11 protein-coding genes and 2 pseudogenes are annotated in these 13,728 nt (G+C 42.4%); 12 read left to right on the top strand and 1 reads right to left on the bottom strand.

Features of this window, described 5'->3' with window-relative positions:
* Positions 1-324 precede the first annotated feature (324 nt).
* The 8 genes from metE to HT723_RS05640 all read left to right on the top strand — a co-directional run bounded on the left by metE (position 325) and on the right by HT723_RS05640 (position 10,352).
* The gene (metE, locus tag HT723_RS05675; RefSeq protein WP_172934818.1) at positions 325-2,574 is read left to right on the top strand and encodes a 5-methyltetrahydropteroyltriglutamate--homocysteine S-methyltransferase; all 2,250 of its coding nucleotides are present in this window, start codon (positions 325-327) and stop codon (positions 2,572-2,574) included.
* Between the two features lie 102 nt (positions 2,575-2,676).
* On the top strand, positions 2,677-3,543 hold the full coding sequence (gene metF / locus HT723_RS05670) for a methylenetetrahydrofolate reductase [NAD(P)H] (protein WP_138702724.1): 867 nt from the start codon (positions 2,677-2,679) through the stop codon (positions 3,541-3,543).
* Positions 3,544-3,907: 364 nt separating this feature from the next.
* Positions 3,908-6,121: a polyribonucleotide nucleotidyltransferase gene (gene pnp / locus HT723_RS05665; protein ID WP_172934817.1), complete on the top strand. Its 2,214-nt coding sequence runs from the start codon at positions 3,908-3,910 to the stop codon at positions 6,119-6,121.
* 15 nt (positions 6,122-6,136) lie between these two features.
* Positions 6,137-6,754, top strand: coding sequence for a serine O-acetyltransferase (gene cysE, locus HT723_RS05660; RefSeq protein ID WP_023933244.1), 618 nt, complete (start codon positions 6,137-6,139; stop codon positions 6,752-6,754).
* Between the two features lie 11 nt (positions 6,755-6,765).
* Positions 6,766-7,659 carry a GNAT family N-acetyltransferase gene (locus HT723_RS05655; protein ID WP_172934816.1) on the top strand — a complete coding sequence of 298 codons (894 nt, stop codon included), beginning with the start codon at positions 6,766-6,768 and terminating at the stop codon, positions 7,657-7,659.
* An 82-nt stretch (positions 7,660-7,741) separates the two neighbouring features.
* Positions 7,742-9,085 (top strand): cysteine--tRNA ligase, encoded by a 1,344-nt coding sequence (gene cysS / locus HT723_RS05650; RefSeq protein ID WP_172934815.1) that lies wholly within the window; start codon positions 7,742-7,744, stop codon positions 9,083-9,085.
* Positions 9,078-9,464 carry a Mini-ribonuclease 3 gene (locus HT723_RS05645; protein ID WP_101514389.1) on the top strand — a complete coding sequence of 129 codons (387 nt, stop codon included), beginning with the start codon at positions 9,078-9,080 and terminating at the stop codon, positions 9,462-9,464. The genes cysS and HT723_RS05645 overlap by 8 nt, the downstream gene beginning before the upstream one ends.
* A gap of 3 nt (positions 9,465-9,467) precedes the next feature.
* A complete protein-coding gene (locus HT723_RS05640; protein WP_000988345.1) occupies positions 9,468-10,352 on the top strand; it encodes a PucR family transcriptional regulator in 885 nt (294 codons plus the stop codon).
* 126 nt (positions 10,353-10,478) lie between these two features.
* Here HT723_RS05640 and HT723_RS05635 read toward each other — a convergent pair.
* Positions 10,479-10,679: pseudogene (locus HT723_RS05635) on the bottom strand (helix-turn-helix domain-containing protein); the annotation flags it as partial.
* Positions 10,680-10,937: 258 nt separating this feature from the next.
* On the opposite strand from HT723_RS05635, the gene HT723_RS05630 reads away from it, so the two are divergent.
* The 4 genes and pseudogenes from HT723_RS05630 to HT723_RS05615 all read left to right on the top strand — a co-directional run.
* A protein-coding gene (locus HT723_RS05630; protein ID WP_172934814.1) for an IS5 family transposase occupies positions 10,938-11,740 on the top strand; the annotation gives its coding sequence in 2 pieces (ribosomal slippage) (positions 10,938-11,031 and positions 11,031-11,740; 804 coding nt in all).
* A gap of 128 nt (positions 11,741-11,868) precedes the next feature.
* Positions 11,869-12,346, top strand: a pseudogene (locus HT723_RS05625) (DUF4231 domain-containing protein).
* Between the two features lie 407 nt (positions 12,347-12,753).
* Positions 12,754-12,891, top strand: a complete 138-nt coding sequence (locus tag HT723_RS05620; RefSeq protein WP_153300005.1) for a hypothetical protein — start codon at positions 12,754-12,756, stop codon at positions 12,889-12,891.
* Positions 12,892-12,970: 79 nt separating this feature from the next.
* Positions 12,971-13,728, top strand: a 758-nt coding sequence (locus tag HT723_RS05615) for a YSIRK-type signal peptide-containing protein (RefSeq protein ID WP_172934813.1), incomplete at its 3' end; no start/stop codon positions are given.

Here is a 13,728-nt window from a genome sequence, read left to right as displayed (position 1 = left end):
GGAAACTAGCCGTAGGCTGTACTTGAGTACGGCAAGGCGACGTTGACGCGGTTTGAAGAGATTTTCGAAGAGTATTATAGTCTTTTCTAATAACAAGCCATAGTCACTTATAAGAATTACTAATAAAGCGTTTGAAGAGCATAACTGAAATAAAGCTATAAAACACGCTATACAAAGGATTTGAGGCATTTGTCTCAGGTCTTTTTCTTTTGTTTAAAACAGATATATAGTTTCAAACTATATCAAAGCCTAATTTTTTACAATTATACAGACGCTTTCTTTTCTGTTAAGATAGTTTCAACAACAAATTTTGGAGGACACATCATGTCAACTACAATCGTCGGTTTCCCTCGTTTGGGCGAATTCCGTGAATTAAAATTTACAACTGAAAAATACTTTAGAAAAGAAATCTCAGAAGAAGAACTTTTAGCAGCAGCAAAAGACTTGCGTGCTAAGCACTGGAACATTGTCAAAGAAAAAGGCATCACTGAAATTCCATCAAATGACTTTTCTCACTATGACAACTTCCTAGATGCAGCATTCCTCTTCAACGTGGTACCTGCTTCAGTACAAAACTTGGACTTGTCTGACCTTGAGCGCTACTTCGCTTTGGGTCGTGGTTACCAAGGAGAAAAAGGGGACGTTCGCTCCCTTCCAATGAAGAAATGGTTCAACACCAACTACCACTACATCGTTCCTAAATTTGAAAAAGACACTCAAGTAAAATTGGCTGGTCACAAGATTTTCGATGAGTTCCAAGAAGCAAAAGAGCTAGGATTAAACACTCGTCCTGTCCTTGTAGGTCCATTTACTTTCCTTCAATTGTCAGACTTTGAAGAAGGCGTGAAAGCAGAAGACTTCGTAGACAGCTTAGTGGCTGCTTACCAAGAAGTTTTTGCTAAATTGGCAGAACTTGGTGCGACTCGTATCCAATTGGATGAAGCTGCTCTTGTCAAAGATTTGACAGCTGAAGAAAAAGCTCTCTTCTTGAACCTCTACAACAAACTCTTGGCTGACAAAAAAGGTCTTGAAGTCTTGCTTCAAACTTACTTCGGTGACGTTCGTGACGTTTACGCTGACCTTGTAAACTTGCCAGTAGATGCTATCGGTCTTGACTTCGTTGAAGGTAAGAAAACTCTTGAACTCGTTAAAGGTGGCTTCCCAGCTGACAAGACTCTCTATGCAGGTATTGTCAATGGTAAAAACATCTGGCGTAACAACTATGAAAAGAGCTTGGCTGTTCTTGAACAAATCCCAGCTGAAAACATTGTCTTGACTAGCTCATGCTCACTTCTTCATGTACCATTTACAACAGCTAATGAAGAATTTGAACCAGCTATCTTGAACCACTTTGCCTTTGCAGTTGAAAAATTGGATGAGATTCGTGATTTGGATGCTATTCGCAATGGTCAAGGTGAAGAAGCACTTGCAGACAACAAAGAACTCTTTGCGACTGAGCGTGTGGGTGAAAATGCGGAACTTCGTGCGCGTATCGCTGGCTTGACAGACACAGACTACACTCGTTTGCCAGCCTTTGCAGAACGTGAAGCTATCCAAGAAGAAGCTTTCAAACTTCCAGCTCTTCCAACAACAACGATTGGTTCATTCCCTCAAACAAAAGAAGTTCGTGCCAAACGTTTGGCTTACCGTAAAGGTGAATTGTCTCAAGAAGAGTACGACGCTTTCCTTGCTGAAACGATCGATGAATGGATCAAATGGCAAGAAGATATTGACTTTGATGTCCTTGTTCACGGTGAATTTGAGCGTAATGACATGGTTGAGTACTTCGGTCAAAACTTGTCAGGTTACCTCTTCTCTAAAAATGGTTGGGTACAATCATACGGTATGCGTGGGGTGAAACCACCAATCATCTGGGGTGATGTCACTCGTCTTAACCCTATCACTGTTAAATGGTCTAGCTATGCACAAAGCCGTACAAACAAACCTGTTAAAGGTATGTTGACTGGACCTGTTACCATCCTCAACTGGTCATTCCCACGTGAAGACATCTCTATCAAGGATTCTACTCTTCAAATCGCTCTTGCTATCAAGGATGAAGTTCTTGACCTTGAAGCTGCTGGCGTGAAGATCATCCAAATCGACGAGGCTGCTCTTCGTGAGAAATTGCCACTCCGTCGTAGCGACTGGTACGAAGACTACCTTGACTGGGCAATTCCTGCCTTCCGCTTGGTACACTCAACAGTAGCGTCAGATACACAAATCCACACTCACATGTGTTACTCAGAATTTACAGATATCATCCCAGCTATCGACAACATGGATGCAGACGTTATCTCATTTGAAGCTAGCCGTTCAAACCTTGAAATCTTGGACGAACTCAAAGCGAAAAACTTCCAAACAGAAGTGGGACCTGGGGTTTACGATATCCACTCACCTCGTGTGCCAAATGAAGGCGAAATCGACAATACAATCGAAGCTATCCTTGCTAAAGTGCCAAGCAAGAAAGTTTGGATCAACCCAGACTGTGGTTTGAAAACACGTGGTATTCCAGAAACAAAAGAAAGCTTGATCCGCCTTGTTGAAGCAGCGAAAGCTGCGCGTGAGAGATTGTAAGATAGGATTTCTCAAGAAGCGCTGTTTGGTTAATCAGCTTGTTTCACTTGGATTCTAGGAATCCAGCTAACGAAAAAAATCAACTAGAAAAGGTTATTACATATGTCACGCCAAACACCGTCACTCTCATTTGAAGTGTTCCCTCCAAACCCAGCCGTGGGTAATGATAACATTATTTCTGCTCTTCAAGATATGCAGGAGTTGACTCCCCACTTTATCAGTGTAACTGCCAGCAATAATAAATTTAATATCAAGGAAACGACGGTCCGTTTGGCTGACTTTATCCAAAATGACTTGGCGATTCCGACCATTGCCCACTTGCCAGCCATCTATTTGACTAAGGACAAGGTTGCTGAAACAATTGCTGACTTGGACGAGGTTGGTGTGCAGAAAATCTTGGCTCTTCGTGGGGATATTATTCCAGATGTAGAACCGCAAAAGGATTTCCGCTATGCAACGGACTTGATTGAGTTTATCAAGGAACAAGCCCCTCACTTTGATATTATTGGAGCTTGCTATCCAGAAGGTCATCCAGATTCGCCAAATCAGATTTCAGATATCCAAAATCTCAAGAAGAAAGTGGATGCAGGTTGCTCGAGCCTTGTAACTCAGCTTTTCTTTGACAATGAGCGCTTCTATGATTTCCAAGACAAGTGTATCTTGGCTGGGATTGATGTTCCAATTCATGCAGGGATTATCCCAATTCTGAATCGAAATCAGGCTCTCCGCCTCTTGAAGACTTGTGAGAATATCCATCTTCCACGCAAATTTAAAGCCATCTTAGACAAGTATGAGCATGACCCTGAGTCGCTCAGAGCAGCAGGACTTGCCTATGCAGTGGACCAAATCGTGGACTTGGTAACTCAGGATGTTGCAGGTGTGCATCTCTACACTATGAACAATGCTGAAACAGCAAAATACATCCATCAAGCAACCCATGCCTTGTTTAATCATCAGTCTCTAGGATAATAAAAAGAAAACCATTCTTCTCAAGTGAGGGGAATGGTTCCTTTTTAATGGTAAAGACCGCACTTTTTAAGAAAAATATGATAAAATAGACTCTGTACGTACTTGATACAAAGATGAGGGTGTTAAATAATAGAATGCATTCTAACTGTAAGGTTTACCGACACGAGCGAGTCAAATCGATATTATTTGACGAGAGAGTTAGTAAAGCATTTAATTGCCTACAACTCTGTGGAAAAAGATAAATCTACCTAGGAGCATTCGCTCCGTCGTTCGATTTCCTATTTTCCTTTGAGTTGCTTAACGGCTTAGTATCTTGATTTTTGTAGGCAAGGCGTATAATTTCATCAATCCAAAGGGGATTAAAATGACAAAACAAGTGTTTCAAACGACTTTTGCGGGTCGTGAGTTAATTGTAGAGACTGGTCAGGTTGCTAAGCAAGCAAATGGCGCAGTTGTCGTGCGTTACGGTGAGTCAACTGTCTTGACTGCGGCCGTGATGTCTAAGAAGATGGCAACTGGAGATTTCTTCCCTCTCCAAGTCAACTACGAAGAAAAAATGTATGCGGCTGGAAAATTTCCTGGTGGCTTTATGAAACGTGAAGGACGTCCTTCAACGGATGCGACTTTGACAGCGCGTTTGATTGACCGTCCAATCCGACCAATGTTTGCGGAAGGTTTCCGTAATGAAGTGCAAGTGATTAACACAGTGCTTTCTTATGATGAAAATGCTTCTGCACCAATGGCTGCTATGTTTGGATCATCCTTGGCGCTTTCTATTTCAGATATTCCATTTGATGGACCAATCGCTGGTGTCCAAGTGGGTTATGTGGATGGTCAGATCATCATCAACCCTACGCAAGAACAAGCAGAGCAATCTCTCCTTGAATTGACAGTAGCTGGTACCAAACACGCCATTAACATGGTAGAGTCTGGTGCCAAAGAATTGTCAGAAGAAATCATGTTGGAAGCCCTTCTCAAAGGGCACGAAGCAGTCAAAGAATTGATTGCCTTCCAAGAAGAAATCGTTGCAGCAGTCGGTAAAGAAAAAGCAGAAGTGGAATTGCTTCATGTGGACGCTGACTTGCAAGCTGAAATTATCTCAGTCTACAACAGCGACCTCCAAAAAGCGGTTCAAGTAGAAGAAAAATTGGCTCGTGAAGCTGCTACTCAAGCAGTTAAAGACCAAGTGACTGCCGTTTACGAAGAAAAATATGCAGACCACGAAGAATTTGACCGTATCATGCGCGATGTGGCTGAAATCTTGGAACAAATGGAACACGCTGAAGTGCGTCGCTTGATTACAGAAGACAAGGTGCGTCCTGATGGTCGTAAGGTCGATGAAATCCGTCCTTTGGATGCGGTTGTTGACTTCCTTCCTCGTGTGCACGGCTCCGGTCTCTTCACTCGTGGACAAACTCAGGCTCTTTCAGTCTTGACCTTGGCTCCGATGGGAGAAACTCAAATCATTGATGGTTTGGATCCAGAGTACAAGAAACGCTTTATGCACCACTATAACTTCCCACAATACTCTGTAGGGGAAACTGGACGCTACGGTGCGCCAGGTCGTCGTGAAATCGGTCACGGGGCTCTTGGTGAACGTGCTCTTGCTCAAGTTTTGCCAAGTTTGGAAGAATTCCCATATGCTATCCGATTGGTGGCAGAAGTCTTGGAATCAAATGGTTCTTCATCTCAGGCTTCTATCTGTGCGGGAACTCTTGCCCTTATGGCTGGTGGTGTGCCAATCAAGGCGCCAGTAGCTGGTATTGCTATGGGACTTATCTCAGATGGAAATAACTACACAGTATTGACAGATATCCAAGGTTTGGAAGATCACTTTGGAGATATGGACTTCAAGGTTGCAGGTACTCGTGATGGGATTACAGCCCTTCAAATGGATATCAAGATTCAAGGGATTACTGCAGAAATCTTGACGGAGGCTCTTGCTCAAGCCAAGAAAGCGCGTTTTGAAATCCTTGATGTCATTGAAGCAACCATTCCAGAAGTTCGTCCAGAATTGGCTCCAACTGCTCCGAAAATTGATACGATCAAGATTGATGTGGACAAGATTAAGATTGTCATCGGTAAGGGTGGAGAAACCATCGACAAGATTATCGCTGAAACAGGTGTTAAGATTGATATAGACGAAGAAGGAAATGTGTCTATCTACTCTAGTGACCAAGATGCCATCAATCGTGCTAAAGAAATTATTGCTGGTTTGGTTCGTGAAGCTAAGGTGGACGAAGTTTACCGTGCTAAAGTCGTTCGTATCGAGAAATTTGGTGCCTTTGTTAACCTCTTTGATAAGACAGATGCCCTTGTTCATATCTCTGAGATGGCTTGGACTCGTACCAATCGTGTAGAGGATTTGGTAGAAATCGGGGATGAAGTTGATGTTAAGGTTATCAAGATTGATGAAAAAGGCCGTATCGATGCCTCTATGAAGGCTCTTCTACCTCGTCCGCCAAAACCTGAGCATGATGAAAAAGGTGAAAAGTCTGAGCGCCCTCACCGCCCACGTCATCACAAGGATCACAAACCTAAGAAAGAATTTACAGAAATACCAAAAGATTCAGAGTAAGAAAAGGAGAAATGTATGGGGTGGTGGCGCGAAACCATTGATATCGTAAAAGAAAATGATCCAGCGGCCCGCACCACTTTGGAGGTTTTGCTGACTTATCCAGGTGTCAAGGCCTTGGCGGCCCACCGTCTCTCGCATTTTCTCTGGAAGTACGACTTCAAACTCCTGGCTCGTATGCACAGTCAGTTCTGGCGCTTTTGGACTCAGATTGAGATTCATCCAGGTGCCCAGATTGATTCAGGTGTCTTTATCGACCACGGTTCAGGCTTGGTTATTGGAGAAACAGCGATCGTTGAAAAAGGCGTTCTTCTTTATCACGGGGTGACTCTTGGTGGAACTGGTAAGGATGTTGGAAAACGCCATCCGACCGTTCGAAAGGGAGCTCTCATATCGGCTCATGCCCAAGTCATCGGACCAGTGGAAATCGGTGAAAATGCCAAGGTTGGTGCAGCAGCAGTTGTCGTGGCAGATGTACCTAGTGATGTGACGGTTGTCGGTATTCCGGCTAAGATTGTCCGCCTTCATGGTAAGAAGGATGAGCCTGTCATTCACGAAGTCGAAGAAAAACGAGAGTATTATGTTAATAAACTCGAGCAGGCTAAAGAAGCCAGTCATAGATCGTCTGGTTTGTAGAGGATACCTATATGATTCAAGCAAGAAACAAGTTAAGCCAAGAGGAGTTATCTGAGGCGAAAAAACTAATTAACTGTTGCCAAAACTATGACGGTACCTATCGTGATCCCTATCTCTCTAACATGCTTAATTTTGACCCAAACATGCCCGCCTTTTTCCTTTATTATGAAAAAGGCGAACTTGTTGGTTTATTAACTGTTTATGCAGATGATCAAGATGTGGAAGTGACGATACTGGTTCATCCAGATCATCGCCGTCAGGGAATTGCGCGTGCTTTGTTTACGAGTTTTGAGAAAGAAACGGCTTCTTTCCCTATTCGTTCAGTTACTTTTCAGACAGAGCGTGTTTTTCTAGACCGTTATCCTGATTTTGTCAGCAACTGGGGATTGGTCGAGGATGAAGAGACAGAAACTTGGTTAGGTAAGGATAGAAAACCTTATCCGTTAGGAAATGTTTCCAATCTTTCCAATCTTGAAGTTTTGTTAGCAGATAGTTCGTATCAGGAGCAAATTAGCCAGTTAAAATTTCAGGCATTTTCAGAGGAACATGAATCTAGAGAAGTTGTGGATAGATATGTCGCTGAAGCTCTGAAGGATCCAGAAAGTCGCTTGTATATTTTGTTAAAAAACGGTGAGGTCATTGGGACTTGCACGGTTGATTTATCGAGCGATACGAATTACTTCTACGGTTTAGCAATATTGGAACCTGAACGTGGGAAAGGCTATGGAAGCTACTTAGCAAAATCCCTCGTCAACCAACTAATTGAGCAAAATGACAAGGAATTTCAGATTGCAGTGGAAGATAGCAATGTAGGTGCCAAACGTTTGTATGAAAAAATTGGCTTTGTCAAACAGACTCAGGTGGTTTATCTGAATGAGAAAGGAGCAAGGGATTCCGAAGTGTAGAGATATTCGGACTGAAATTCAATTGAACTCTTAGTGATGAAACTAAGTGTTCTTTGATTTTGGTTTTCCTGACTATTATTTTATGATTAAAATCTACGACACCATGTCTCGTGATTTGCGAGAATTTGTCCCAATCGAGGACGGCAAAGTCAAGATGTATGTTTGTGGACCAACCGTCTACAACTATATCCACGTGGGGAATGCCCGTTCAACGGTGACTTTTGATACCATTCGTCGCTATTTTGAGTATCGTGGTTATGAGGTTGCCTATATTTCCAATTTTACGGATGTGGATGATAAGATAATCAACCGTGCCAAGGAAGAAGGCATCACGTCTCAGGAGGTTGCGGACAAGTACATCGCTGCCTTTCGTGAGGATGTGACGGCCTTGGGCGTCAAACCTGCGACTCGCCATCCGCGTGTGGTGGAGTTTATGGCAGACATCATCCGTTTTGTGGAAGACTTGATTGAGAAAGGCTTTGCCTATGAGAGTCAAGGGGATGTCTATTTCCGTGTAGAAAAATCTCACAATTACACCAAATTGGCTAATAAAACCTTGGAAGATTTGGAGCTAGGTGCTTCAGGTCGTACCGATGAAGAAACGGCTCGTAAGGAAAATCCTGTGGACTTTGCATTATGGAAATCTTCCAAACCAGGTGAGATTTCTTGGGATAGTCCTTGGGGACCTGGACGTCCGGGTTGGCATATCGAGTGTTCAGTCATGTCGACAGAGATTTTAGGTGATACCATTGATATCCACGGTGGTGGAGCTGACCTAGAGTTTCCACACCACACCAATGAAATTGCCCAGTCTGAAGCTAAAACAGGCAAGACTTTTGCTAACTACTGGATGCACAATGGCTTTGTCAATATCGACAATGTCAAAATGTCTAAGTCCTTGGGTAACTTCATTACGGTACACGATGCCCTTAAAACTCTTGATGGGCAAGTACTTCGTTTCTTCTTTGCGACCCAGCACTACCGTAAGCCTATCAACTTCACGGAAAAGGCAGTTCGCGATGCCGAGACCAATCTCAAGTATCTGAAGAATACTTATGAGCAACCATTTACAGGAAACGTGGATGCCCAAGAGTTACAAAACTTTAAAGATAAGTTTGTAGCAGCTATGGATGAAGATTTTAATGCTGCCAACGGTATCACAATTGTCTTTGAAATGGCCAAATGGATCAACTCAGGGAACTATGATGCAAGTGTCAAGCAAGCTCTTGCAGATATGTTAGAAATTTTTGGAATTGTCTTTGTTGAGGAAGCTTTGGATGCAGAGATTGAAGACTTGATTCAAAAACGCCAAGAGGCGCGTGCCAATCGTGACTTTGCGACAGCGGACCAGATCCGTGATCAATTGGCTGCTCAGGGAATTAAGCTCCTTGACACCAAGGATGGAGTGAGGTGGACACGTGATTGATGTCAATCTCATTAATGGGATTGCGCTAGCCTTTGAAGGAGATGCGGTTTATTCCATGTATATTCGTCGTCACCTCATCCTAAAAGGCATGACCAAACCCAATAAACTCCATCAAGAAGCGACCAAGTATGTGTCGGCCAAAGCTCAGGCTAGCCTGATTTCCCTCATGTTAGAGGAGCAAGTCCTAACGGAAAGAGAAAAAGAAATCTACAAACGTGGCCGCAATACCAATAGCCACACAAAGGCTAAAAATGCCGATGTGGTGACTTACCGCATGTCCACAGGTTTTGAAGCTGTGATGGGCTATCTCCATATGACTGAAAATCTGGAACGTCTTGAGAGCTTGATTTGGTGGTGCATCCAAAAAGTGGAGGGCTAGGACATGATGACAAAAGAACTACAAGACTGGTTTCCTGAGGCTCAGATTTCAGACCAACCAGTAGAGAAAGAGGGCTATCTCACTCTCCCTTTAGCTTCTCAGCAGTGGATTTTGCTGGAGAAAGCTGGGCTCAGTGAGCGTGAAAAGCAGTTGATTTCCCTTTTGACCCAGCAGGAGCAGGCTCGTTCGCTCAATCCTTGGTATTCCTATCTGATTGAGGGGAAGGGTCAGGCACCGCAAACTTTTAAAAAGATTCAGTTGGTGTATTGCCATCTTTCCTATTTTCAGCAGGAAAATCTGGCTTCTTGGCTAGATATGATGCGGACTCTTTTTCCGAATTGTCAGACGGTGCTTCAGGTCGGAGCTCAGGATTATGTTTTCGTGCTGCAACAAGATAAGTACACCTCTGTACGTTCAATCTTATCTGATACGATTGAAGCGGTTGAGTATGACTTTGGACTTCGTCTCTCTATCATGTTAGGCCAGGTTTGGTCTCAGGCAAGACATCAAGCCCTATCAGACTTGATTAAAGCAGAGAGAGATTTGTTTAAGACTTGGTGGCGTCAGGGTCACCAAGGTGTTCATACTTTTTCACAGCTCTATCTTTGGAGTATGGGAGAAAGGCTCGTGGACTTGAAGCCAATCAAGGAATGTCTACACCAGATGATTTTGGATCAAGATCAGATTCAGGAAATCATTCTCTCCCTTTGGGAAAATAGTGCTGTCCTAACAAAAACAGCCCAGCAACTCTATCTGCACCGCAATTCTCTCCAATACAAAATTGATAAATGGGAAGAATTGACAGGGCTTCAGTTGAAAGAGTTGACCGACTTGACCTTGTGTTATCAATTGATTTTAGGTTCTTTGTCAACTATAGTTGGTTTGTAAAGAAGTTAATATTTGGAGAAGAGGATTGCCATCTTCTCCATTTTTATGTGCAGAGTTATAGTGGATTGAGGCTGTCAATCGAAAGTGATGATGTCCCAAAAAAATGGTGAGATTGAGGGCAATTATTTTGCTTTCATCAGGGATTGCATGTTTTGGTTTTCGATTTCTGTTTCCGTGTCTGAAGGCTTCTTTTCCTTTCTGTTGATAGGCTAGTAGCAGACGATTGATTTGTCTTTCAGAAAGATTCAGTTCGACACAGGCTCGATTCTTTGTTTTCTTTCCTTGGTCTATAGCTTTTATCACAAGATATTTTTTCGTTTTATTCATATTCAGTTGGATACTTTTCATACGACTATTTTATCAAATGGGACATTTTCACGTTCGATTTACTAAAGACATTATCACATTCGAATTACAAAACCGAAAAAATAAAATGTTTTTCCTTGCAAAATTCGGGGGGGGGGGGGTGGTATAATTATCACTAGACTGTATATTCTTCATAGGAGGTACAGTGGGGTAAATAGTCGTAAGTTGCTATTTATATATTAGACTTTCCTGCGAAACAAAATATGGTAGAATAGTTCTATGAATTATGAAGCAAGTAAACAACTAACTGATGCACGATTCAAGCGTCTTGTTGGTGTTCAGCGCACGACTTTTAAAGAGATGTTAGCTGTATTAAAACAGCTTATCAACTTAAACACGCAAAAGGTGGAAGAAAACCTAAACTAAGCCTAGAAGACCTTCTTATGGTCACTCTTCAATATGTGCGAGAATATCGAACTTATGAACAAATTGCGGCTGATTTTGGTATCCACGAAAGCAACTTACTCCGTCGGAGCCAATGGGTTGAAGTAACTCTTGTTCAAAGTGGTTTTACGATTTCAAGAACTCCTCTCAGTTCTGAGGACACGGTAATGATTGATGCGACGGAAGTAAAAATCAATCGCCCTAAAAAACAATTAGAGAATTATTCTGGTAAAAAGAAATGCCACGCTATGAAGGCTCAAGCGATTGTCACAAGTCAAGGGAGAATTGTTTCTTTGGATATCGCTGTGAACTATTGTCATGATATGAAGTTGTTCAAAATGAGTCGCAGAAATATCGGACAAGCTGGTAAAATCTTGGCTGACAGTGCTTATCAAGGGCTCATGAAGATATATCCTCAAGCACAAACTCCACGTAAATCCAGCAAACTCAAGCCGCTAACAGCTGAAGATAAAGCCTGTAACCATGCGCTATCTAAGGAGAGAAGCAAGGTTGAGAACATCTTTGCCAAAGTAAAAACGTTTAAAATGTTTTCAACAACCTATCGAAATCATCGTAAACGCTTCGGCTTACGAATGAACTCGATTGCTGGTATTATCAATCATGAACTAGGATTCTAGTTTTGCAGGAAGTCTAGTTTTACAATCTACAAGTTGATTCACTTTCTATTATGTATTATTATGATAGTGGTAAACAAAACAGAGAGGAGTTCTATATGACACCAGAAGAAGTCTATATGACAGAGTGATTGGAAAAGCAAATCACCTGCTTTCAGGGGAAAAGTTTCCAGCATCGCAGACGCTACAAGGTCTTGGAGATTGCTGAGATTGTTTCCGGTTTTTTGATTGCGATTTTTTGTGCCATTCCCATGCCGGGCGATCACTATCGCCTTGTCTCTGTTGTGCTTTCAAGCATGGGGTTGCTTTGTGAGGGATTGCTTGGTATTTATAATAGCAAGGAACACTGGATATCCTATCAGAAGGCAGCGCAACTTTTAGAACGAGAAAAGTTTCTCTACCAGTGTCTGACTGAGAAATAAATACGCAGGTGAAAGCAAGCCTTTTACATTCTTTGTCAAGACCTGTGAAGGGATAATCTCTGACGAAATAATCAAGTGGGAAGGCATCCAGTCTAAAGAAGCGGGTGTGCCTGCGGAAACTCCACTCCAATGCAAGAAAAATCGAGGGGGGAAAAGAAAACCTATAGTCAGGGAAAGAATAGCCTGACTGGAAAGCAGTATGAAAAAATGGAATTTACAGCGTAAAACAACTCAAGGTCCGGTTTGTTTTTTGTGCTTAAAAGACAGGAACTTCCTTGAAACTTGAGTTTGTCTCGGTGCATTTGAAAGAAAACTCAGTTTAGACGGAGACTGTTAAACAAGCTTATGGTCTAACCAGTACGGATGTGGTTGAGTAGCTAGTAGATGGTTTTTTAGAAATGGAAAGAGTGCAGATTTCAATGTTTCAACACCTAAAGGAAGATAACTAGGAGGTGATTAAGGTTAAAACAAAACGGATAAATGGTGGTTTATTTTCAGGTCTTATCGCTGATGTCGACGAAGAAATCATGAATAGCGATGACAATCGTTTAGCTATCGATAGGATTGTCATCCAACATAATGGCGGTTTGAGCGATGAAGGAGCACCTGGTATGTATCTACAGGCGTTGGTACCTCTGCTTATTACCAGGCTTGGACTATCCAGAGCATGGTTTTTGCCCTGTAGGAGTCTTTGCCATCATTGATACCCAGGAAGCAGACGGCTACACTTGAGGCTTTCTGAAGTCAGAAAAAAGCTGGCTGGCCTTGGAGTTCACAGAAAGAATTACTTAGAACATAAGGAGAAAAATAATTGTTGAAATTGATACAAAATAAGAAAAAAGGTGGAGAGAAAGCCTTTCGCTACTCTCTCAGAAAATTTAAATTTGGCGCGGCATCGGTTTTAGTCGGACTTACATTTTTGGGTCTTGGTGCGGAGTCAGTGTCTGCAAGCTTTGAAACGTTAGGAAATGTAACCTATCTTGGTGACACTGATTCCGAGGTTCAAGAAACGAAGAAATCAGTTAAGGTAACTACTGAAATAACGAACAATGGACAACATGTGAAGTATACAGTGATTTTTAATGAGCAGCATGAGAGATGGAGCAGACCTGGGCTCACTGTCTGGTTGCCAAAAGGTTTGGATGCATCTACAATTAAAATCAGAACCTATAACAGCGATGCTGTGACGGGGGGAGGAGGACGACCATGGAAACAAATTCATGATCGGAATTTAGATAGTTTCCCAGGTGCTACAAGAACGTTGGTTAAGAATCCAGAGTTAGATCCTAAAAACAGAGGAAGATGGGATGAATTTTGGAGTAAAATAACAGGAACTGGCCAAGGTTCAGAGATTCCTACTCAATGGAAAAATCAAAATTTATTAGCCTATGGTCTCGATTCTTGGGAAAATATTTCAAGGAATGCCTATAAGTGGGAACTTGAAGCGGATGTTTTGCCCGGTGTAACAATTTCGCAAATGCCTTTTGTGGCAGGGATGAAGAATCCAACAGGATACCCTCGATACGTCGCAATAGGAGCAGATGAACAATTCGATACAGATGGTGATGG

The sequence above is a fragment of the Streptococcus sp. 2106 genome, from assembly GCF_013277315.1.
GTDB lineage: Bacteria > Bacillota > Bacilli > Lactobacillales > Streptococcaceae > Streptococcus > Streptococcus pseudopneumoniae.
This window is presented reverse-complemented; position numbering and strand designations above follow the sequence as displayed.